18 protein-coding genes are annotated in these 22,690 nt (G+C 67.6%); 7 read left to right on the top strand and 11 right to left on the bottom strand.

All coding sequences use genetic code 11. The features are described from left to right. Positions 1–95: 95 nt before the first annotated feature. Positions 96–581, top strand: a complete 486-nt coding sequence (locus tag ACPPVQ_RS11205) for a 2'-5' RNA ligase family protein (protein WP_426515178.1) — start codon at positions 96–98, stop codon at positions 579–581. Positions 582–602: 21 nt separating this feature from the next. Here ACPPVQ_RS11205 and ACPPVQ_RS11200 read toward each other — a convergent pair whose 3' ends face one another. From ACPPVQ_RS11200 to ACPPVQ_RS11190, 3 genes are all read right to left on the bottom strand, one after another. Continuing rightward, positions 603–1,439 (bottom strand): alpha/beta fold hydrolase, encoded by an 837-nt coding sequence (locus ACPPVQ_RS11200; RefSeq protein WP_426515177.1) that lies wholly within the window; start codon positions 1,437–1,439, stop codon positions 603–605. Between the two features lie 35 nt (positions 1,440–1,474). After that, positions 1,475–1,699, bottom strand: a complete 225-nt coding sequence (locus tag ACPPVQ_RS11195; RefSeq protein WP_426515176.1) for a hypothetical protein — start codon at positions 1,697–1,699, stop codon at positions 1,475–1,477. A 135-nt stretch (positions 1,700–1,834) separates the two neighbouring features. After that, positions 1,835–2,656 carry an MBL fold metallo-hydrolase gene (locus ACPPVQ_RS11190; RefSeq protein WP_426515175.1) on the bottom strand — a complete coding sequence of 274 codons (822 nt, stop codon included), beginning with the start codon at positions 2,654–2,656 and terminating at the stop codon, positions 1,835–1,837. A 154-nt stretch (positions 2,657–2,810) separates the two neighbouring features. Between ACPPVQ_RS11190 and ACPPVQ_RS11185 the strand changes: the two genes are divergently transcribed. Next, positions 2,811–3,611 (top strand): alpha/beta hydrolase, encoded by an 801-nt coding sequence (locus tag ACPPVQ_RS11185; protein WP_426515174.1) that lies wholly within the window; start codon positions 2,811–2,813, stop codon positions 3,609–3,611. A gap of 15 nt (positions 3,612–3,626) precedes the next feature. On the opposite strand, the gene ACPPVQ_RS11180 is transcribed toward ACPPVQ_RS11185, so the two are convergent. The 3 genes from ACPPVQ_RS11180 to ACPPVQ_RS11170 are packed head-to-tail and all read right to left on the bottom strand — an operon-like array spanning position 3,627 to position 6,553. Then, positions 3,627–4,496, bottom strand: a complete 870-nt coding sequence (locus ACPPVQ_RS11180; RefSeq protein ID WP_426515173.1) for an ABC transporter permease — start codon at positions 4,494–4,496, stop codon at positions 3,627–3,629. Further along, a complete protein-coding gene (locus ACPPVQ_RS11175; RefSeq protein WP_426515172.1) occupies positions 4,486–5,481 on the bottom strand; it encodes an ATP-binding cassette domain-containing protein in 996 nt (331 codons plus the stop codon). The genes ACPPVQ_RS11180 and ACPPVQ_RS11175 overlap by 11 nt, the downstream gene beginning before the upstream one ends. 13 nt (positions 5,482–5,494) lie before the next feature. Next, positions 5,495–6,553 carry a LolA family protein gene (locus ACPPVQ_RS11170; protein ID WP_426515171.1) on the bottom strand — a complete coding sequence of 353 codons (1,059 nt, stop codon included), beginning with the start codon at positions 6,551–6,553 and terminating at the stop codon, positions 5,495–5,497. A 156-nt stretch (positions 6,554–6,709) separates the two neighbouring features. Between ACPPVQ_RS11170 and ACPPVQ_RS11165 the strand changes: the two genes are divergently transcribed. The 3 genes from ACPPVQ_RS11165 (at position 6,710) to ACPPVQ_RS11155 (ending at position 9,612) form a co-directional block, all read left to right on the top strand. Beyond that, on the top strand, positions 6,710–7,723 hold the full coding sequence (locus tag ACPPVQ_RS11165; RefSeq protein WP_426515170.1) for an LLM class flavin-dependent oxidoreductase: 1,014 nt from the start codon (positions 6,710–6,712) through the stop codon (positions 7,721–7,723). Between the two features lie 124 nt (positions 7,724–7,847). Beyond that, on the top strand, positions 7,848–8,798 hold the full coding sequence (locus ACPPVQ_RS11160) for a hypothetical protein (RefSeq protein ID WP_426515169.1): 951 nt from the start codon (positions 7,848–7,850) through the stop codon (positions 8,796–8,798). Positions 8,799–8,835: 37 nt separating this feature from the next. Then, complete coding sequence (locus ACPPVQ_RS11155) at positions 8,836–9,612, top strand: SGNH/GDSL hydrolase family protein (protein ID WP_426515168.1); 777 nt, start codon at positions 8,836–8,838, stop codon at positions 9,610–9,612. Between the two features lie 134 nt (positions 9,613–9,746). Here ACPPVQ_RS11155 and ACPPVQ_RS11150 read toward each other — a convergent pair whose 3' ends face one another. Beyond that, positions 9,747–12,209 (bottom strand): phosphoketolase family protein, encoded by a 2,463-nt coding sequence (locus ACPPVQ_RS11150; protein ID WP_426515167.1) that lies wholly within the window; start codon positions 12,207–12,209, stop codon positions 9,747–9,749. A gap of 121 nt (positions 12,210–12,330) precedes the next feature. Here ACPPVQ_RS11150 and ACPPVQ_RS11145 point away from each other — a divergent pair, with 121 nt between their 5' ends. Together ACPPVQ_RS11145 and ACPPVQ_RS11140 are read left to right on the top strand one after the other, a co-directional pair. Continuing rightward, entirely contained in the window at positions 12,331–12,915 is a 585-nt protein-coding gene (locus ACPPVQ_RS11145; protein WP_426515166.1) for an N-acetyltransferase family protein, read from the top strand. Positions 12,916–12,964: 49 nt separating this feature from the next. After that, a complete protein-coding gene (locus tag ACPPVQ_RS11140; RefSeq protein WP_426515165.1) occupies positions 12,965–13,849 on the top strand; it encodes an EamA family transporter in 885 nt (294 codons plus the stop codon). A gap of 7 nt (positions 13,850–13,856) precedes the next feature. Here the strand turns inward: ACPPVQ_RS11140 and ACPPVQ_RS11135 are convergent, their stop codons facing one another. The 4 genes from ACPPVQ_RS11135 to gltB form a co-directional block, all read right to left on the bottom strand. Further along, complete coding sequence (locus ACPPVQ_RS11135) at positions 13,857–15,041, bottom strand: low temperature requirement protein A (protein WP_426515164.1); 1,185 nt, start codon at positions 15,039–15,041, stop codon at positions 13,857–13,859. A gap of 69 nt (positions 15,042–15,110) precedes the next feature. Then, positions 15,111–16,526, bottom strand: coding sequence for a pyruvate kinase (gene pyk / locus ACPPVQ_RS11130; protein WP_426515163.1), 1,416 nt, complete (start codon positions 16,524–16,526; stop codon positions 15,111–15,113). Positions 16,527–16,623: 97 nt separating this feature from the next. After that, positions 16,624–18,081: a glutamate synthase subunit beta gene (locus ACPPVQ_RS11125; RefSeq protein ID WP_426515162.1), complete on the bottom strand. Its 1,458-nt coding sequence runs from the start codon at positions 18,079–18,081 to the stop codon at positions 16,624–16,626. After that, positions 18,074–22,672, bottom strand: a complete 4,599-nt coding sequence (gene gltB / locus ACPPVQ_RS11120; protein ID WP_426521230.1) for a glutamate synthase large subunit — start codon at positions 22,670–22,672, stop codon at positions 18,074–18,076. The genes ACPPVQ_RS11125 and gltB overlap by 8 nt, the downstream gene beginning before the upstream one ends. Positions 22,673–22,690 lie beyond the last annotated feature (18 nt).

Genomic DNA, 22,690 nt, shown 5'->3' with positions numbered 1-22,690 from the left:
GCGAAGACGCCACGAGGCTCATGATCACTGTGGCCGGACGAACTGGGAACGCGGTGCGGCAGCCTTCTGACATTCGCAGCTTTTAGACTCGGCACATGCCGCGGATCGTCGTCGTGATTCCCCTGGAACCGCTCCGTTCCGGCACGCGCTTCGCGGTGCGTGAATGGCCTCTGCACGTGACCGTCGTGCCGCCGTTCAGCACGCACGCCTCCGTGGACGACGTCGCGCGTCTCATCGCCGAGACCTCGTCAGCCGTCGCGCCTTTCGAGGTCACGGCCGGGCATGGCGCGCTGTTCGGCCGCCGGCACGACATTCCCGTCACCCTGGTGGAGGACGACGACCGGCTCACCCATCTTCACGACGTTCTTCTCGGTGCGCTCGCACCGTTGGCGTCGTCCGGCGATCGCGTATTCCAGCCGGGACCGTACCGACCGCACGTCACCGCGAAAGGCGAACGGCGCGCGACCGAGGGGGACGTGCTGAGGCTGTCACAGATCGCCCTCGTCGACATGGCGCCGCGATCGTCCCCGGGCGGACGCGAAGTGCTCGCGACGATCGAGCTGACGGAGCACCGGGGCTGAGGTCCGGCGCCTCGGCGCTGATCAGCGCGCGCGTGCGCCCAACCAGTCGAACGCGACCGGAGCCGTCTCGAGAATCGAAATGTGCCCGTCGCGCGGGCGCAGCCACAGCTCCGCATCGGCGATGGCGTGCACGAGCCAGTGCGAGTGCGCCGCCGGAACGACCCGGTCGTCGCCGCCGTGCACGAGGAGCACCGGAGTGGAGATGTCGGCGACGTCGAATCCCCAGGGTGCCACGAAGGCGAGATCGTCGGTGATCAGGCCGTCAGGACCATCCGACGAGGCCATCCCGACATCCGCGTTGAGCGAGGTCCACGGCCCTGCGAGCGTGGCGTAGTCGCGCTCGTTGAAGCTCGACGGGTCGAACTCGGCTGTCCCTTCGAATGCCGTCCGGGCATCCCGGCCTTCGGCGGCCGCCCGGAGGGAGGCGCCGTCCGAGGCCATGCCGGCGAACCAGCCGAACGGTGCGTCGAACGGGGCGAGCGAGGCGAACGCGACGGCTGCGGTCACCCGGTGCGGCAGCAGGGCGGCGCACGCCAGTGCGTGAGGCCCACCGCCGGATGCACCCATCACGGCGAAGCGGGACAGATCGAGCGCATCCGCGAATCCTGCGACATCGGCGGCGGCCGAAGCGACGTCGCGGGCGGCCACGCGGGTCGAGCCGCGGTAACCCGGCCGCGCATAGGAGAGCAGGCGGATCCCCCGGGCAGCGGCCGCATCGAGGAGGGGTGCGAGAATCGCTCCGGTCTGGGGCGAACCGTGGAACCAGACGACGGTCGGTGTGCCGGAGTCCAGGGTGCCGCTGTCGTAGACACGCACTGTCCGGTCGTCGGTGAGTCGGACATCCATTTCAGTGACCACCCGCACATCGTACGGGGTGGCACCGCGCGAGCGGATCAGTACGCGGTCGCGCCGCTCGACCTGTCTTCGAACCGGATCAGCGCGCGTAGCGCATCGTCGATCGTCTCGTAGGTGCCCAGCTGGCGGTCGAGCCAGTCCCAGAGCACGAAACCGGTGCGTGTCCTGCAGACCTGACCGGCGACCAGCAGGGTGCCGTGCTGCTGGACATCCCAGCGCCCGTCGCCCGCATCCACGAGGTCGAACACCTCTGTGTACGTCATGTTCACCCTCCCTTCGTCGTTCCTGGGTCGATGAAGCGACGATAGGCGCACTGATCCGCTTTTCACCCGGGCGCGACGAAGGTTTCTCGCCTGTTAACCGGCAATTTACACAAGGATTTGTGCGCGAAACGTGCGTCAGGTGAGGTGGTCGTTGGCTCCGCTGACCCACGCGATGTACCGGTCAGCGGAGCGCAGGACGGCTCCGCGGGCGTCCGACATGATCCGGTTTCCGAAGTTGCCGTATGCACGGTCGAACGGATGCGCGGCTACAGCGGCTGCAACACGCCCGACGACCGGGGCCGACATCGGGATGGCGTTCGGGTAGCTTCGCATGAATGTCACCCAGCGCCCGGACGGCCCGGGAAAGAACGTATCGCCCGCGAGAACCACACCGCGCCCTTCGGCACCTTCGGCCCAGTGAACGATGGAGCTTCCCGGGAAATGGCCGCCGATGGTCCGCAGCGTGACGCCAGGAAGGAGCTCGACGTCGCCCGTGAACGTGTCGATGCGTGGATCGGCTCGCTGCACCCAGTTGCGGTCGGCCTCGGCGACGAGCACTGTCGCATCCAGCAGGCGCGCCCACGTGCTCTGCGCGCCGTACATGTGGGGGTGGCTCGCGACGACGTACTCGGCGCCGCCGAGCGCCTTCACCCGCTCGGCAGCGGCCTCGTCGACGTAACCGGTGGGATCCCAGAGGAGGTTGCCCCCGCTCGTACGCACCAGCTTCGCGTGCTGGCCGATGCCGGCCTCGGGCGCCGCGCTGAGGATGTAGAGGTCGGGTTCTGCTTCTGTGATGTCGACCCTGCTGCCCTGATCGGAGAGCTGCTGGAGCGAGGTCCACGCCTGGCCGGTCAGCGGCACGTACTGGCGCTCGTCCAGGCAGATCGGGCACGCGGCAGGAGGCTGCTCGCCGGCCGGATATTCGACGGCGCACGCGGCGCAGAGCCAGTCAAACATGCGCCAACCGTAACAGACCGTTGATCGCCGTCCTCCTGCGGGCATAGCCTGTGGCTTGCGGGGTCGGCGCCCACTCGGTCGCCGGCTTTCACGCTGATGCACTCCGCTTGGTCGAACGCGTCGCGAGACGACGCCCGGTGAAAGGTCAACCCACATGGCAGGTCAGCCCGTCGTCTTCATCCACGGTCTGTGGCTTCACGCCACGAGCTGGAACCCCTGGATCGATTTCTTCCGCAATGAGGGCTACGACCCTGTCGCCCCCGGATGGCCCGGGGAGGCCGACACGGTAGAGGCGGCGAGGGCGAACCCGGATGCAGTAGCCGATAAGAGCATCGACGACATCACGGCCCATTATGCGGCGATCATCGAGGCCTTCGAGGAGCCGCCCGTGATCATCGGGCACTCCTTCGGTGGGCTCATCGCCGAGAAACTGATCGGCCAGGGCTATGGCAACGCGGGCGTCGCGATCGACCCGGCACAGATCAAAGGCGTGCTCCCGCTTCCGCTCGCCCAGCTGAAAGCCGCCCTGCCCGGTCTCGGCAATCCCGCGAACCTGAAGCGTGCCGTCTCGCTCACCGAGAAGGAATTCAAGTTCGGCTTCGGCAACGAGCTGACCGAGGAGGAGTCGAAGGAGCTGTTCGACGCATACACGATCCCGTCGCCGGCCCGCCCGCTGTTCGAAGCCGCGTCCGCGAACTTCCGGGTGCACTCGCAGGCCAAGGTCGACACCGGCAACGAGGACCGCGGGCCACTGCTGCTCGTGTCGGGCACGAAGGACCACACAGTACCGGACGTGACGACCGAGGCGACGCTCAAGCAGTACAGGGACTCGAACGCGGTCACCGACCTCACCAAGTTCCACGACCGCGGGCACTCGCTCGTCATCGACCACGGCTGGCGCGATGTGGCGACCGAAGTGCTCGTCTGGCTCCGCCAGCAGAACGCGAACGAGTAGTCCCGCAAGCACTCGTCAGGACAGGATGTCCTTCGTCGTGAACCGGCCGAAGGCCAGCGCGCCGAACACCAGGATGTAGCCGAGCTGCAGAAGGGCGTTCTGTCCGAACGAGTCCCACGAGAGTGGTTGCCGCAGCATGTCGGCGAACCCCAGCCAGTAATGGCTGAAGAGCCAGGGGTGCAGCCAGTCGAGCTGCGGCAGTGAGTCGAGCACCTCCGATGCGATCGACAGCACGATCGTCGCTGCCATCGCGCCGACAGGCACGTCGGTGAGTGTCGAGATGAAGAGGCCGATGGCGGAGAGGCCGAGCAGGGACACGGTCACGTAGGCGGCGACGAGCAGGAGGCGGAGCAGCGCCTCGCCGATGGGCACCGTGTCACCGGAGAGCAGGGTGACGGGGCCGATCGGGAACAGGGCCGCGCCGATGAGCACACCGGCCACGATGACGACGAGGGTGCCGGCGATGCAGAACGCTGCGGCCCCGATGTATTTCACGATGAGGAGCCGCACGCGGCCGGCGGGTGCGACCAGCAGGTACCGCAGGGTTCCGTGTGACGCCTCCCCCGCGATCGTGTCGCCGGCGACCACGCCGATGGTCAGTGGAAGGAAGAGCGGCACGCAGACGACCAGCGCCGTGAACGAGACGAAGATCCCGTTGTGCGTGATCTCGTTGAGGAAGTCAGGTCCACGACCGGAGTTCGCACCGTTCGACCGGATGCGCACCGCGACGGCGATGAGGATCGGAACCCCGGCCAGCGCCCCCAGGAGCGCCCAGGTGCGCCACCTCCGGAAGAGCACAGCGATCTCCGACCAGAGCAGGCTCCAGCCTGACTCGGTGCGCTCGATCGTGTGCGGCGCCGCCGCGACGGCGGCCTCACTCGGCAACGTCGAACCCTTCACCGGTGAGTGCGACGAATCGCTCCTCGAGGCTGGCGCTCATGACACTGAAACCGCGGATGCGCACGCCGGCGCCCACGAGGGCTGCCACGATCTCTTCCGGCGCGACCGCGGGGTCGGCGTGTGCGGCGATCAGAGCGTCGCGGGCGTCGGTTCCTTCACTGTCGACGGGACCAGCATCCGGAGCACCTGTATCGACCTCGAGGCCCAAGGCGGCGAGCACGCGCCGCGTTGCGCCCGGATCCGGAGTGCGAACTTCAACTCTCGGGCTTCCCGCGCGTCGAAGTTCGTCGAGCGTGCCCTGCGCGACCAGAGCGCCGTTGCTCATGATGGCGGCGTGGGTGCAGATCTGGTCGATCTCCGCGAGCAGGTGGCTGGAGACGAACACCGTCGTCCCACCGCTGGCGAGCGAGCGGATGAGGTTGCGCACCTCCCGCGTGCCCTGCGGGTCGAGCCCATTGGTCGGCTCGTCCAGCACCAGCAGCTCACGCGGCGTGAGAAGTGCGTTGGCAAGCCCGAGGCGTTGCTTCATGCCGAGCGAATAGGCCTTCACGCGCTTGCGGGCTGCGTGGGACAGCCCGACCCGTTCCAGCGACAGGGCCACTCGATCCTGGCGCGTGCGCGACGAGGCGTGCCGGTTCGCGGAGTCGAGACGGGCGAGGTTGGCCGCCCCCGAGAGGAACGGGTAGAACGCAGGACCCTCGACGAGAGCGCCGACGCGAGGGAGCACATCCGCCACTTTGCGCGGCATCTCCTCGCCGAGCACGCGGATCTCGCCGGCAGATGCGCCCGCCAGCCCCAGCAGCATGCGGATCGTCGTCGTCTTGCCCGACCCGTTGGGCCCGAGGAAACCGAACACGGAACCCCGGGGAACAGTGAGTCCGATGCCGTCGACGGCGGTGTGCGAGCCGAAGCGCTTGGTCAGACCGACCGTCTCGATCGCCGGTGGGGCGAGCGAAACGTCGTCTGTCACCGGCGGTCGCCTGTCACTGCGCGGCCACGGCCTCGAGCCGCGAGACCGGCACGGACCCGGCGAACACGCGCCCGTCGTCGGTGATCAGCACGGAGACCAGCGACGTGGAGAACGACCGCCCTCCCGCGACCGGCGTCGTCAGCTCGCCGTAGAGGGGGTTGGCTGTCACCGAAGCGGGCACCGATCCGACGTTCATTTCGACGACCGCGTCCCAGCCCGAGCCCGTGATGGTCGGCTTCGGGTGTGACGATTCCTGCTTCTGCGTGCCGGCGCCGGGCGACGTCGGGAGACTCTGCTGTTTCACCGTCGCATCCGACGGCGGGGTGAAGGTGAAGAGGCTCGCGGCCGGTGTCCCGAGGTCGAGCGACGAGAAGCCGACGGTGAAAGCGGGATCGTGCTGGCCACGCGCATCCACGACCACCTGCAGCGGCAGGCCGGTCTCGGAATCGACCGCGATGGCCACCGATCCGACCAGGGTCGACGAGGCGTTCGGGGTGAGCACGAGCTCGTACGCATTGCGACCGGCGACTGACTGGTTGTCACCCAGGGTGACCGTCGTGGTCGGCGCGACCTTCGCGAGCAGCTGGTCGGCGAGCTCTGCCGGTGTCAGAATGTGGTCCGGCGCGATCTGCTCGCTTGCGCTCTTCGAGGGCAGCGTGATGTGTGTGGCGGTCTTGTCCTTCGATGAGTACAGCCACGCGTCGGTGCCGTTGCGCACGGCGTCGCGTTCGGCGAGGGAATCCAGGACCTGCACGCGCTGCTTCGTGGGACCATCGGCGTACACACGGGCGGTGTGCGACGCGGTCAGCAGGTCGAGGATCGCGGCGTCGCTGGAATTCGAGCCGGGGCCCGTCGTCGGCAGTTGCGGCAGGCCGAGGTTGGAGGTCTGCTCGACCGTGCCGGAGAACGTGTCGACTTTGCTCGAGGCCACCAGCGCGAGTACTTCGCTCGGCGTCTTCGCCGGGAGGTTCACGGCGGCACCGGCCTGCATCGGGATGATCACGGCGCCCGCAGCGATCACCGCAGGCACAGCGACGGCCGGAAGCCATCGCAGCCACGCACGAGTCAACATCGGTCCTCCAGTCGGGTGATCCTGATTCGAGCGTACGCCTCGCGCGACCGCTGAGCACGGTCCGTTGCTGCGAAGGTGTTGTGAAGACCTGACGACCGTCACATCGTTCAGCCGGGCGTGCGGAATACCGCCCGTGCGGAATACGCTGCCTACATCGTGAAGCGCATCGGATTCCTCTCATTCGGCCACTGGCAGCCCATTCCCGGCTCTGTCGCGCGGACTGCGCGCGACGCGCTCGTGCAAACCGTCGAGCTCGCGATTGCGGCCGAGGATCTCGGGCTGGACGGGGCCTTCGTGCGCGTGCACCATTTCGCGCGCCAACTCGCCTCCCCGTTCCCGCTCCTTGCGGCGATGGGTGCACGCACCAGCAGGATCGAGCTCGGCACGGCTGTCATCGATATGCGGTACGAGAACCCCCTCTACATGGCCGAGGATGCAGCTGCGGCCGACCTCATCAGCGACGGTCGTCTGCAGCTCGGCGTGAGCCGCGGGTCACCCGAGACGGCGATGCACGGCTACGAGGCGTTCGGGTTCGTGCCCGGCGACGACGAGACGGATGCCGACATGGCACGGCGCCACACCGAGTTGTTCCGCGCTGCGATCGCGGGTGCAGGGCTGGTGATGTCCAACCCGCAGATGACCGGTGTCGAGCAGCCGCTGGCCATCGAGCCGCGCTCCCCCGGGCTCTCCGAGCGCATCTGGTGGGGCGCAGGCAGCCGTGCAACGGCGGTGTGGACCGCAGAGCAGGGCATGAACCTGATGAGCTCGACCCTCCTCACCGAAGACACCGGCGTGCCGTTCGATCAGCTGCAGGCAGAGCAGATCCGGATGTTCCGGGATGCGTGGAGCGAAGCCGGCCACGAGCGCGAACCGCGGGTCTCGATCAGCCGCAGCGTCATCCCGATCATCGACGACGAGACGCGCCGCTATTTCGGCGCATCGGCCCTGGCCGAACGCGGCGACCAGGTCGGCCACCTCGACGGAGGGCTTGCGCGCTTCGGGCGAAGCTTCGTCGGCGAACCCGATGTGATCGCGGCCGAACTCGCCCAGGACGAGGCGGTGCAACTCGCAGACACGGTGCTGGTCACCGTACCGAACCAGCTCGGTGTCGACTTCAACGCGAAGATCCTCGAATCGATCAATCGCGACGTCAAACCGGCACTCGGCTGACGCCAGCGATAGGGCAGGATAGACGTGTCTTGCCCTGCACCACCGCTTTTCGCTGACGGCCCGAAACGCAGCACCGGCATCCGCGCACCCTCAAGGGGACAGCGGACCCAGTGATGAGGGATGTATGGCGATCGACACGCGACGGCTCAGGCGAGCGGCCCTGGCAACTCTGATGACAGGTCTTGCCGGAACGGGAGCGCTGCTCATGACTGCGACAGCTGCGACCGCGGCGTCCCCCGCACCGGGCGACCCACCGAGCGTGCAGAGCTCGTCAACCATCACGGGCATGTGGGCGTGGGGCAACTCGGTCGACCCGTCCGTCGACAATCGCGGGCTCGGGCAGGCCGCCCTCGCCCCGGCCGCGCTCGCATCCTTCGCCCAGCAGCACGGCCTGAGCTCCGTCTACCTGTCGGTGCCGTGGTCTGCGAACCAGGGGGCGATCGGCACCTGGCTCGCCGACTCGGTTGATGCGCTGCACGCCGTCGGCGTCCGGGTCTCCGCTCTCGGCGGTGACGCGTCATGGCTGGCGAACCCGTCACTCGTCGCCCAGTGGGTCTCCGACGCACGTGCTGCGGCCGACTTCGATGCCGTCCAGCTCGACGTCGAGCCCTGGGCCGCACAGGCGCATCCCGATTTCGCGACCATCACTCCGGCCTACGTCGCCCTTCTGCGTGCGGCGAAGTCGGCGGCCGGTCCGCTCCCGCTCGGCGCCGACCTGCCCTGGTGGCTCACGACGGTGTCTCCCGGGGACGGCACGGTCTTCGACGCGCTCCTTCCCTTGCTCGATTCGGTTGCGATCGTCGCATTCGCCGACCATGCGGCCGGCCCCGACGGCGTCATCGCGCTCGCGCAACCGGCTGCCGACGCCGCCTCTGCCACCGGCCGGCCGTTCACGATCGGGGTCGAGACCGACAGCCCTGACGTCGCAGGAGGCGCGCAGTTCACCTTCGCCGACGACGGAGAAGCCGCGCTCGTCACCGAAACGGATGCGGTGCGCGACGCCTTCTCCGCGACAAGCGGCTACGGCGGCGTCACCGTCGAGCACCTGCGCAGCTGGATCGCGCTCATCGGGTGAGCATCCGCTTCCACCGCGTGGCGGTAGCGTAATCATCATGTTCAGCAGTTACATCGCGATCGGCGACAGCTTCACCGAGGGGGTTGGCGACGAACTCCCCGACGGTCGCACGCGTGGGTGGGCCGATTTCGTGGCAGTCGGGCTGGCTGCCGCAAACCCGGAGCCCGTTCTCTACGCGAACCTGGCGATCCGGGGCCGCAAGCTGGGCCCATTGCTGGCCGAGCAACTGTCGCCGGCGATCGCGCAACTGCCCCAGGTGATCAGCCTGAACGGCGGCGGCAATGACATCATGCGGCCCAAGGTCTCGATGCAGAATGTCGTGACCATGCTCGAGACGGCGGCGAAGACGGTCACCGAGGCGGGCATCCACATGATGATGCTGAGCGGAGCGAACCCGAGCCGGCATCTCCCCCTCGGCGCGGTGATGCGCAAACGCGGCGACGAACTCGACGCGGCGGTTCGTGCCCTCTTTCCGCGGGCGAACATGACGTTCGTCGACAACTGGGCCGATGAGGGCCTCGGCGACATCCGCTACTGGTCGTCCGACAAGCTGCACCTGAACGCGCTCGGTCACGCCCGCGTCGCGAGCAATGTGCTGACAGCCCTGGGCGTGCCGGTCCCGGCCGAGTGGGGCGTCGAGGAGGTCGCGTCGGCACCGACAGGGCCGCGCTCCCGCAACACGGTCGCCTATTACCGCGAGTACGTTCTGCCGTGGGTCGGGCGCCGCCTCACGGGGCGCTCCTCAGGTGACGGCAGGACAGCGAAGATCCCCACACTGACACCGGTCGACCCCGTTACAACGCCTCCGCTCTGATGAGCGGCGAATCCAGCGAATAGTGAATACGACGCGCGCTGCACCAAGCGGGGAAACGGCGCAGCTTCCGCAAGAATAATGAAAGTAAGGGTGCCTGTTGTTCGGGTCAACAGGCACCCTTGCTTCATTCCGATCTACGCGTTGTCTCCCCCGGTGTCGTCTGACCGGGTCGACGCTGTCTCACCCGACCAGGACCACTCTGCGACGGCGGGGATGTCCTCGCCACGCTCGCGCGTGTATTCGCGGGCGCGCTGTCGCGCATCCTGCATCTCCTGACGGAAGCCGCCCTCCCGCGCGCCGAGCCCGGGAACACGGTCGAGCACGTCGATGACCAGGTGGTACCGGTCGAGATCGTTGAGCATCACCATGTCGAACGGCGTGGTCGTCGTCCCCTCCTCTTTGTAGCCGCGCACGTGCAGGTTGTCATGGCCCGCACGGCGGTAAGTGAGCCGGTGGATGAGCCACGGGTAGCCGTGGTATGCGAAGATCACCGGCTTGTCCGTGGTGAAGATCGCGTCGTACTCACGGTCGCTGAGGCCGTGCGGATGCTCGTTCTCCGACTGCAGTCGCATCAGGTCCACGACGTTGACGACGCGCACCCGCAGCGACGGCACCCGGTCGCGCAGGATGGACGCGGCGGCGAGCACCTCGAGGGTCGGCACGTCGCCCGCGGCGGCGAGCACCACATCCGGTTCCTCGCCTTCGCGTTCCGTGCCCGCCCAGTCGAACAGTCCGATCCCCCGCGTGCAGTGTTGGACAGCCTCGTCCATCGTGAGCCAGTTCGGTGCGGGCTGCTTGCCGGCGACGACGACGTTCACATAATCGACCGAGCGCAGGCAGTGGTCGTACGTCGACAGCAGCGTGTTCGCGTCGAAGGGGAGGTAGACCCGCACGACGTCGGCCTTCTTGTTGACGACATGGTCGATGAAGCCGGGGTCCTGGTGCGAGGCACCGTTGTGGTCTTGCCGCCAGACGTGCGAACTGAGCAGGTAGTTCAGCGACGAGATCGGTCGGCGCCACGGAATCCGACGTGACGTCTTGAGCCACTTGGCGTGCTGGTTGAACATCGAGTCGACGATGTGGATGAACGCCTCGTACGAGTTGATGATGCCGTGCCGGCCGGTGAGCAGGTAGCCTTCCAGCCAGCCCTGGCACTGGTGTTCGCTCAGCATTTCGAGCACCCGGCCGGCACGGGCGAGATGGTTGTCCGAATCGATCGGCCAGAGTTCGGCATCCCACTGCTTATCGGTCACCTCGAAGACCGCGCCGAGCCGGTTGGATGCTGTCTCATCCGGCCCGAAGATGCGGAACGTGTCCGGGTTGGCGCGGATCACGTCGCGGAGCCACTCGCCGAGCACCTTCGTCGCCTCACTGACCGAGCCGCCCGGTGACGGCACGTCGACCGCGTAATCGCGGAAGTCGGGCAGGCGCAGGTCGTGCCGGAGGAGGCCGCCGTTGGCGACGGGGTTGGCGCTCATCCGCTTCTCGCCGTCGGGCGCGAGCGCCGTGACGATCGGCACCGGCGCGCCATCGTCGTCGAAGAGTTCTTCGGGGCGGTACGACGTGAGCCAGTCCTCCAGGACGCGCGTGTGGGCTTCGGTGTCGCGAGCGTCGGCGAGGGGAACCTGGTGGGCGCGCCAGTTGTTCTCGGCCGGATGCCCGTCGATCTCCTTCGGGCAGGTCCACCCCTTCGGCGTGCGCAGGATGAGCATCGGCCATGCGGGCCGGTCCTGCAGGCTGCCGTCGGCGGCGGAGGCCTTGATGTCTGCGATCTGGTCCAGGATGTCGTCGAGGGTCGCGGCCATCCGTTCGTGCACGGCGCGAGGATCCTCGTCGTCAAACCCGCCGGACACGAGATACGGGGTGTAGCCGTACCCGCGCATCAGCTGGAACAGCTCTTCTTCGGGGATACGCGCGAGCACGGTCGGGTTGGCGATCTTGTAGCCGTTGAGGTGCAGGATCGGGAGTACGACGCCGTCCTCGGCGGGGTCGAGGAATTTATTGGAGTGCCAGGCGGTCGCCAGCGGACCGGTCTCGGCCTCACCGTCTCCGACGACGGCCGCCACCAGCAGGTCGGGGTTGTCGAAGGCCGCACCGAACGCGTGCGACAGCGAGTAGCCGAGTTCGCCGCCCTCGTGGATGGAACCGGGCGTCTCTGGTGCCGCGTGGCTCGGGATGCCGCCAGGGAACGAGAACTGCCGGAACAGCCGGCGCAGCCCGTCCTCGGTGTGGTCGATCGTGTCGTAGATCTCGGAGTACGTGCCGTCCAGGTAGGCGTTGGCGACCACTCCAGGGCCACCGTGGCCCGGGCCGGCGATGAAGATCGTGTTCAGCGCCCGTTCCTGGATGGCACGGTTCAGGTGTGCGTAGACGAAGTTGAGCCCGGGCGTCGTGCCCCAGTGCCCGAGGAGGCGCGGCTTGATGTGGTCGCGGGTCAGCGGCGTGCGCAGGAGCGGATTGTCGAGCAGGTAGATCTGGCCGACCGAAAGGTAGTTGGCTGCGCGCCACCACGCATCCAGTTGGTCGAGGGTTTCGGGCGACAGTTCGGGTCGTGCTCGGTGGGCCCAGGGGGCGGCGGATTCGGCGGTGTCGTTCACGAAGTCCTTCCATGCGGTCTCGGCGCTTCAGGGGCGCAGGGCGGGATGACTCGGGGTACGTCCATCCTAGGAACGAATGCTTCCTGATGCGCCTGTCGGTCGTCGCCGCTAACGTGATCGCATGACGACAGCGACGGTGCGCGTGGCCCCCGCCACGGCGGAGGTCTGGCCCGAGTTGGAGCGGGTGTTCGGCGAACGCGGCGACCAGGCGGGGTGCTGGTGCCAATGGTTCAAGCTGACGGCGTCCGAGTATCGCGCGTCCACCCGTGCGGAGAAACGCGAACTGCTCCATGAGCAGTCCGCGCACACGGCGGTCGGTGTTATCGCGTGGCTCGACGACGAACCGGTCGGATGGTCGGCTGTCGAACCATACGCGGCCTACCCCACGCTCGCACGCTCTCCGATCACGAAGCGCGTCGACGGCGACCCCGTCGCCGACCTGTGGGCCGTGACCTGTTTCGTGGTGCGACTCGACCACCGGCGCCGCGGTGTCGCCCGTGCGCTCCTGCGCGGTGCCGTCGAGCACGCTCGATCGGGTGGAGCGCGTGTCGTCGAGGGTTACCCGGTCGATCCGGCCGTTCGTCCATCGCTTTCGGCCGCCGAGCGCTACCACGGCACGGTGACGCTGTTCGAGTCCGGCGGTTTCTCCGTCGTGCGGCGGCCGTCGGCGAGCCGCGCCATCATGAGGCTCGACCTCGGCTCCTGACGTCCTGGTCCCGTTCGCGGCAGGTGACGGCGCCCTCTAGGCTCGTCGAGTGACTTCGAAACGCGACCGCCTGATCGGCGCGGGCACCCAGGTCGGCACCGAGGTCAGCATCAACCTCGGGTCCGCTGTGGCCGGACTGCTCATCCCGATCGTCGGGGCGGTCGTCGTCGTGGCGGTTCGGCAGGTGATCACGGCCATCGCCGTCCTGCCGTTCTACCGGCCGAAGCGGCGGGAGCTCACCTGGCGCCGCCTCTGGCCGGCGCTCGCCCTGGGCATCGTGCTCGCGACGATGAACCTGTCGTTCTATGAGGCTGTCGGTCGCCTCGGCCTCGGAATCGCTGCGACGATCGAGTTCCTCGGGCCGTTCGCGCTCGCGCTCGCCGGGTCCCGTCGCCTGCTCGACTTCGCGTGCGCGATCGTCGCGGCGGCGGGCGTTGTGCTGCTGACCGGCACGACGGGCAGCATCGACGTGCTCGGTGTCGTCTTCGCGCTCACGGCGGCCGTATCCTGGGCGGCCTACATCCTGCTCACCCGGCGGGTCGCGGTCGGGCTGCCCGGGCTCGAAGGCCTGAGCGTGGCGAGCGTCGTGGCCACGGTCATCCTGCTCCCGATCGCGCTGTTCGTCGTGGACTACTCGAAACTCGACCTGCGTGTCGTCGTGCTGCTGGTGACGGCAGGCGTGCTGTCATCGGCGATCCCGTACAGTCTCGACACGTTCATCCTGCGTCGCATCCCCCCGCGCCTGTACGCGATCATCACGAGCTTCGGGCCCGTGATCGCAGCGATCTTCGGTGTGCTCATCCTCGGCGAGAGCTTCACGCCGGTGCAGGTCGTCGGCATCGTCGTCGTGTGTCTGGCTGCCGGGGTGACGATCGCGACCCAGCGCGACCACCCTCGCTCCGACCTCGAGACCACCGCCGAATCGCTGACCTGACCGCCGGTCAGGCGTCCTGCACCCTGCGGAACCGTGCCGTGCCGATCAGGACGGCCAGGAACGCAGCGAGCAGCGCCACCAGGAGAAAGGCCGTGACGAAACCGGAGACGGCGATCAGCACGATCGACACGAGCACGCCCGGTGCGGCCCAGGCCATTACACCTCCGAATGGTTGGCCGTAGCGGAGCGCGACCGCGCCGTTGGTCGCGTAGAACAGAGCGACTCCCCCGCAGAGTGCCGTTGCGGCACCCAGCGGAAGCGGCATGCCCGGGTCGGCGACGGCCGTTCCGAGGCCTGCGGCCATCGACACGATGCCGATCACGAGGAAGAACGGAAGGTAGGTCGCAGTGTCGCGCAGCGCCGCGATGTCGCCGCGGGCGTTGAGCTCCCTCCAGGATCGCTCCGCGAGCTCGGCCCCGTACGTGAAGAACGACCATGCGAGAAGGGCGACCACCGCGAAGCCGCACAGCGTCGTAGCGCCTGAAGCAAGGGTCCAGTGTTCGGATGCTGCAACGATCAGCGTCAGGATCGACTCGCCGAAAACGATCACGACGAACAACCCGATGCGCTCGGCCATGTGCTCGACGTCGATCCCGCCGCCCAGCCGGTCGGCCCGCCGCGCGACCCCGTAGGAGAGCGCGAGTTCGATCGCCATGGCGACAAACCAGACGAAATAGATGTACGGAACGGGCAGGGTGGCCGAAGCGCCCCAGAGGACAGCGGTCAGGCCGTTGTAGACGGCCGGCCGCCGCCAGTCCAGCTTCTTCTTGCGCGCGACGACCAGCCACACCGGAAGGATGAGCAGCCGGGCGACGGCGTTCGCGGCCCCGAAGGCCCAGGCCCGGTCAGGAAAATCCGTGGACACGGCCGCCGCCATGACTCCGACCGTGAACATGATCGGGATCATGACGGCCCACATCATACCTGTCGCCCGGCGGCCGAACAGGTTGGCGGTGAGCAGCACGTCGATCCAGAGCCACCATGCGGGAAAGAACAGGAGCACGAAGGCCGCGAAGTCGCCTGCCGACGGGTTGCCGTGCAGGCGGAGCGCCAATTGCCCGACGAAGCCGACGAAGACCAGGTCGAAGAAGAGCTCGAGCCAGCTCGCATGGCGACGCTCGGCGGCGCCACGGGCAGCACCACGGTCATCCGGTGCTGCGCCCGCCGGTGCTCCAGGCTCGTCTGCGGTCACGGCGTCAGCGTAGCCGAACGCGAACGGCCCGCGACGGTGGACGTCCCGGGCCGTTCACAGTGACGGTTCTTAGAGCACGTCCCCGACCTTGTGCACGCGGAGGTCGTTGGTCGTGCCCGGGATTCCGGGAGGGGAACCGGAGATGATGATGACCTTCTCCGCGTCGCTCGCGCGGCCGTTCGCCTTCAGCACCTCGTCGACCTGGGCGACCATCTGGTCGGTGTGCGTGACACGGTCGACGACGAACGACTCGACGCCCCAGAACAGCGCCATGCGCCGACGGATGGCCGGGTCGGGGGTGAAAGCGAGGATCGGGATGCGGTTGCGCAGCCTCGACATGCGCCGCGCTGAGTCACCGGACTCGGTGAACACGCACAGGTACTTGGCTTCGACGAAGTCGGCGACTTCGACGGCCGCCAGCGTGATCGCACCGCTCTGGGTGCGCGGCTTGGTGCCGAGCGGCTGGATGCGGTCGAGCCCGTGCTCCTCGGTGGAGGTGACGATGCGCGCCATCGTCTGCACGGTGATGACCGGGTACTCGCCCACGCTGGTCTCGCCGCTCAGCATCACGGCATCCGCACCGTCGAGGACGGCGTTCGCGACATCAGAGGTCTCGGCGCGGGTCGGGACCGGGCTCGAGATCATCGATTCGAGCATCTGGGTGGCCACGATGACCGGCTTCGCCATGCGGCGGGCCAGTTCGACGGCACGCTTCTGCACGATCGGGACCGCCTCGAGCGGGAGCTCGACGCCGAGGTCCCCACGAGCGACCATGATCGCGTCGAAAGCTTCGATGATCTCTTCGAGGTGCTCGACGGCCTGCGGCTTCTCGATCTTTGCGATGACGGGGATCTTGCGCCCCTCTTCTGCCATGATCTCGTGGACGCGCTCGATGTCGGCGGCGTTACGCACGAACGAGAGGGCGATGAGGTCTGCGCCGAGCTTGAGGCCCCAGCGCAGGTCGGCTTCGTCTTTCTCGGAGAGGGCGGGCACGTTCACGGCGACACCGGGCAGGTTGATGCCCTTGTTGTTCGACACGGGACCGGCGACGACGACCTCGGTGGTGACGACGGTGCCGTCGGTCTCGAGAACCTTGACTTTGACCTTGCCGTCGTCGATCAGCAGGAAGTCGCCGGGATTCACATCCTGGGGAAGGCCCTTGAAAGTCGTCGACGAGATTTCCTTCGTACCGATGAGGTCTTCTGTCGTGATGCGGAAGATGTCTCCTTCGGCGAGTTCGTAGGGGCCGGCCTCGAACTTGCCGAGGCGGATCTTCGGGCCCTGCAGGTCGACCATCACCGCGACTGCGCGGCCGGAATCCTCCGTCGCCCGGCGCACGTTCGCGTAGACCGCTTCATGCACGTCGTAGCTTCCGTGGCTCAGGTTCATGCGAGCCACATCCACACCCGCGTCGATGATCGCGCGGATGTTCTCATAGCTCGATGTCGCCGGCCCAAGGGTCGCGACGATTTTTGCCCGTCTCATTTCTTCCTTTTGCTCCGTGATTCTGCACCGCGCGCGGCGCTCGATTCGTGTTGGTTCGGGGCGTGCGGCAGCGCCGCGCGTGATGGTTCGTGTTGTGTCAGACGAGAATGCCGCGGTCGGTCGGCTTCACCGGGAAGGGCAACTGCGTCTCTCCTTCAAGATACCGGTCGACGGCCGATGCTGCTGCCCGTCCTTCTGCGATCGCCCAGACGATGAGTGACTGCCCGCGACCGGCGTCGCCGGCGACGAAGACGCCCGGCTGGCTGGTCTGGTAGTCGCCGTCGCGCTCGACGTTGCCACGCCCGTCGAAGGGGACCTCGAGCTGGTTGCCGAGGTCTTCGGGCTCAGGACCGGTGAATCCCAGGGCCAGGAGCACGAGGTCGGCCGGGATCTCCCGCTCGGTTCCCGCCTTGGGCACGCGGCGGCCGTCGAGGTATTCGGTCTCGGCGACGCGGATCGCCCGCACCTCGCCGAAGTCGTTCGCGAGGAACTCGACCGTCGAAGCGAGGTATTCGCGGCGGCCCCCCTCTTCGTGCGCAGTCTGCACCTCGAAGAGCGTCGGCGTGACCGGCCACGGCTGGTGTGCTGGACGCTCACCCGGCGGCTGCTTGCCGATGGCGAGATTGGTGACGGATGCCGCACCCTGGCGGTGGGCGGTGCCGATGCAGTCCGCGCCGGTGTCGCCGCCGCCCAGGACGACGACATGCTTTCCCTCGGCGGTAATCTGGTCGGGCACGCTGTCGCCGGCCCCGACCTTGTTCTGCTGCACGAGGTATTCCATCGCGAAGTGGACGCCGCTGAGATCACGCCCAGGGATGGGCAGGTCGCGCGGGACCATCGCGCCGGTCGCGATCACGACGGCGTCGTACCGCGTGCGCAGCTCGTCCCAGGTGATGTCGACACCGATGTTCACGCCTGCGCGGAACCGGGTTCCTTCGGCGGTCATCTGGTTGAGGCGCGACTCGAGGTGCTTCTTCTCCATCTTGAAGTCGGGGATGCCGTACCGCAGCAGGCCGCCGATGCGGTCGTCACGCTCGTACACGGCCACCGTGTGGCCGGCCCTCGTCAGCTGCTGGGCTGCGGCGAGCCCCGCCGGACCCGAGCCGACGACCGCCACGGTCTTGCCGGTGAGGCGCTCCGGCGGGTGCGGTTGCACCCAGCCGTTCTGCCAGGCCTGGTCGATGATCGACACCTCGACCTGTTTGATCGTGACCGCGGGCTGGTTGATCCCGAGGACGCACGACGACTCGCACGGTGCCGGGCACAGCCGGCCCGTGAATTCGGGGAAGTTGTTGGTCGCGTGCAGGCGTTCGATCGCCTGACGGCCCTCGCCCCGCCACATCAGGTCGTTCCACTCCGGGATCAGGTTGCCGAGCGGGCAGCCCTGGTGGCAGAACGGGATGCCGCAGTCCATGCAGCGCCCGGCCTGGCGTCGGAGCTCGGCCGGATCGCCCGCCTCATAGACCTCTTTCCAGTCCATCAGGCGCACGGAAACCGGGCGACGCTTGGGAAGCTCGCGCTCCGTAACTTTGAGGAAGCCCTTCGGGTCAGCCACCGGTCACCTCCAGGATTCGGTTCCAGACGACGTCGCCGTCGGGGTCCAGCCCCTCGTCTACGGCGTTCTGTCGCATTTCGAGCACCGCGGCGTAGTCGCGCGGGAGGACTTTCACGAACTTCGCGACGGTGTCGTCGAAGTCTGCGAGAAGTTTTGCGGCCAAAGTCGACTCGGTCTCGGCGATGTGCCGCTCGAGCAGGTCGCGCACGATCTCGACGTCGGCGCTGCCGAGGGGCAGCAGTTCGAGTTCACCGGTGTCGAGCGCATCCCGGTTGACCCGCTCGCGCTTCAGCTCGTATACGTACGCCGTACCGCCCGACATCCCGGCGCCGAGGTTGCGGCCGGTGCCTCCGAGGATCACCGCGAGTCCACCGGTCATGTACTCGAGTGCGTGGTCGCCGACGCCTTCGACGACGGCTGTCGCACCGGAGTTGCGCACCAGGAACCGTTCGCCGACGATTCCGCGGATGAACATGCTGCCCTGGGTCGCGCCATAGCCGATCACGTTTCCGGCGATCACGTTCCGTTCGGCCGGGAAGACGCTGTTGCGGTCGGGCCGCAGCACGATCTGGCCGCCCGACAGTCCCTTGCCCACGTAGTCGTTCGAGTCGCCTTCGAGACGCAGGGTGATGCCGCTCGGCAGGAATGCGCCGAGCGACTGGCCCGCGGAACCGGTGAGCGTGATGTCGATGGAGCCGGTCGGCAGCCCGTTCTCGCCGTGGCGCAGGGTCACCTCGTGTCCGAGCATCGTTCCCACAGCACGCTCGGTGTTGCGGATGGGCAGTGCGAGTTCGATGTGTCCGCCCGCATCGAGCACGCCGGCACTGCGCGCGATCAGCTCGTTGTCGAAGTGCTTGTCGAGTTCGTGGTCCTGCGGTCGCCCATTCTTGCGCGGCGCGTTCTCGGGGAACTCCGGGCCGACCAGGATCGGGGACAGGTCGAGTCCCGACGCCTTCCAGTGGTCGATCGCGCCGTCGACATCGAGAAGCTCGTGGTGCCCGATGGCCTCCTCGATGCTGCGGAACCCAAGCTCGGCGAGGTACTCCCGCACCTCTTGGGCGATGAACTCGAAGAAGTTCACGACGAATTCGGGCTTTCCGGTGAAGCGGGCGCGCAGTTCGGGGTTCTGCGTCGCAACGCCGACCGGGCAGGTGTCGAGGTGGCAGACGCGCATCATCACGCAGCCCGACACGACGAGCGGTGCGGTGGCGAAACCGAATTCCTCGGCGCCGAGGAGCGCGCCGACGATCACGTCGCGACCGGTCTTGAGCTGACCGTCGACCTGCACGACGACGCGGTCGCGCATCCCGTTGAGCATCAGCGTCTGCTGGGTCTCGGCGAGGCCCAGCTCCCAGGGGGTTCCAGCGTGCTTGAGCGAGTTGACGGGGCTTGCGCCCGTGCCGCCGTCGTGGCCGGAGACGAGCACGACATCCGCCAGCGCCTTGGCGACACCGGCGGCGACCGCACCGATGCCCGACTCGCTGACGAGCTTGACGTGTACACGAGCGTTCGGGTTCGCGCGCTTGAGGTCGAAGATGAGCTGCTTGAGGTCCTCGATCGAGTAGATGTCGTGGTGCGGTGGCGGCGAGATGAGCCCGACGCCGGCGGTCGCGTGGCGGGTGCGCGCGATCCAGGGATACACCTTCGTCGGCGGCAGCTGGCCGCCTTCGCCGGGCTTGGCGCCCTGAGCGAGCTTGATCTGGATGTCGTCCGAGTGCGTGAGGTACATGCTCGTCACGCCGAAACGACCGGATGCGACCTGCTTGATCGCGCTTCGACGTTCCGGGTCGAGCAGGCGGTCGAGGTCTTCGCCGCCCTCACCGGTGTTCGACTTCGCGCCGATGCTGTTCATCGCGATCGCCAGCGTCTCGTGGGCTTCCTTCGAGATGGACCCGTAGCTCATCGCGCCCGTCGAGAACCGCTTGACGATCGACTCGATCGGCTCGACCTCGTCGAGCGGCACGGGCGGCCGCACGCCGGTCTGCAGCTTGAACATGCCGCGGAGGGTCATCAGGCCAGCAGCCTGGTCGTCGACCAGTTGCGTGTACTCGCGGAAGATGTCATACCGCCGCGTGCGCGTCGCGTGCTGGAGGCGGAAGACCGTCTCGGGGTTGAAAAGGTGGGGCGAACCGTCGCGCCGCCACTGGTACTCTCCCCCGGTCGCGAGCCGTTCGTGCGCGATCGTCGCGCCGTCGAGCGGGTATGCGCTGGCATGACGCGCCAGGTTCTCCGCGGCGATGACCTCGATGCCGACGCCGCCCAGCTTGCTGGTGGTGCCGGTGAAGTACTGGTCGACGAATTCCTGGCTGAGGCCGACCGCCTCGAACGCCTGCGCTCCCGCATACGACGAAACCGTCGAGATGCCCATCTTGGACATGATCTTCAGAACGCCCTTGCCGAGCGCCTTGATCACGTTCTTGACGGCCTTCTCCGGCGACACTCCCGTGATCATGCCGCTGCGTACCAGCTCTTCGCAGCTTTCCATCGCCAGGTACGGGTTGATCGCCGAAGCGCCGTACCCGATCAGGAGGGCGACATGGTGCACTTCTCGCACGTCGCCGGCTTCGACGATGATGCCGACCTTCATTCGGTTCTCGGTGCGGATGAGGTGGTGGTGTACGCCTGCGAGCATCAGGAGCGACGGGATGGGCGCCAGGTCGCGGTTCGAGTCGCGGTCGCTCAGAACGATGAACTGTGCGCCTGCCTCGATCGCCTCGTCGACTTCATCGCAGAGTTCGGCGATCCGTTCCTGCATGGCGTCAGGACCGGCGTCTGCCCGATAAAGGCCTTTGAGCGTTGTCGTCAGCCTGCTGCCGGCACGGGGGTCGATGTGCTGGATCTTGGCGAGCTCGTCGTTGTCGATGACCGGGAAGTCGAGGACGACCTGCCGCGCGTGCTCGGGGCCGGCGGTCAGAAGGTTGCGCTCAGGGCCGAGGCCCAGCTTGAGCGAAGTCACGACCTCTTCGCGGATGGAGTCGAGAGGAGGGTTCGTCACCTGGGCGAACTGCTGGGCGAAGTAGTCGAACAGCAGTCGCGGACGCTGGGACAGCACCGCGACCGGTGTGTCGGAGCCCATGGCTCCCAGGGGCTCGGCGCCGGTCTTCGCCATCGGGCTGAGGAGGACGCGCACTTCTTCCTCGGTGTAGCCGAACGTGCGCTGGCGACGGGTCACCGACGCGGGCGTATGGACGATGTGCTCGCGTTCGGGGAGGTCTTTGAGGTTGATCCGGCCCTCTTCGAGCCATTCACCCCACGGTTCGCTCGCTGCGAGCTCTGCTTTGATCTCGTCGTCTTCGATCAGACGCCCCGCGACGGTGTCGACGAGGAACATCTTTCCCGGGCGAAGTCGGCCCTTGCGCACGACACGGCTCGGGTCGATGTCGAGGACACCGATCTCGCTCGCCAGAACGACGAGTCCGTCTCCGGTGATCACATACCGGCCGGGGCGCAGCCCGTTGCGGTCGAGGGTTGCGCCGACGACGGATCCGTCGGTGAACACGATCGCGGCCGGGCCGTCCCACGGCTCCATGAGCATCGAATGGTACTCGTAGAAGTCGCGGCGGACCGGATCGATCTCGGTCTGGTTCTCCCAGGCCTCCGGGACCATCATCATCACAGCGTGCGGCAGCGAGCGACCAGAAAGTGTCAGCAGCTCCACCACCTCGTCGAACGAGGCCGAATCGCTCGCGCCGGGCGTGACGATGGGGAGAACAGGTCCCAGGTCGCCCAGCAGGGAGCTTTCGAGCTGCGACTGGCGCGCGCGCATCCAGTTGCGGTTGCCCTGCACCGTGTTGATCTCGCCGTTGTGGGCGATCATGCGGAACGGCTGGGCAAGCGGCCAGGACGGGAAGGTGTTCGTCGAATAGCGCGAGTGCACGAGGGCGAGCTTCGACGCGAAACGCTGGTCGGAGAGGTCGGGGTAGAACGGCTCCAGCTGAAGCGTCGTGACCATGCCCTTGTAGACGAGCGTGCGGCTCGACAGCGACGAGAAGTACACGTCGAGCTCGCGCTCGACACGCTTGCGGGCACGGAACGTCTGGCGGTCGAGCAGGATGCCGCCGACCGCCGAACCGGACTCGCCCGTGCGCGTGCTCGAGACGAACAGCTGTTCTATCGCCGGCATGGCGTCGCGTGCGAGGGTTCCGATCTCGTCGGGTCGCACAGGAACGTCGCGCCACCCGATGACCACGAGGTCCTCGTCGACGGCGATCGCTTCGATCGCAGCCTTCACTGCGGCACGTTCTTCGGCTGCCGCCGGAAGGAACGCATTGCCGACGGCGTAACGGCCGACCGCAGGAAGCTCGAGTCCGGAGACCGCGCGCAGGAACGCATCCGGGATCTGCGTGATGATGCCTGCTCCGTCACCGGTGCCGGCGTCGGAGCCCACCGCCCCGCGGTGCTCGAGGTTACGTAGCGCGTTGAGCGCCGCATCGATGATGTCGTGGCCGGCAGTGCCGCGCAGCGTCGCCACCATGGCGAGACCGCAGGCGTCCTTCTCGAAAGCGGGGTCGTAGAGACCCTGCTTGGCGGGAACCGTGCTGAAGCCGGCGGACTGCGTGGCTGAGCGGGAGAAGGGAGGCTGTAGCACCATCATCGACCGTCCTCACGT

Source organism: Leifsonia sp. McL0618, from assembly GCF_049994905.1.
Taxonomy (GTDB): domain Bacteria; phylum Actinomycetota; class Actinomycetes; order Actinomycetales; family Microbacteriaceae; genus Diaminobutyricibacter.
Note: the sequence above shows the minus strand (reverse complement) of the source record. Positions and strands in the feature narration are given on the sequence as shown.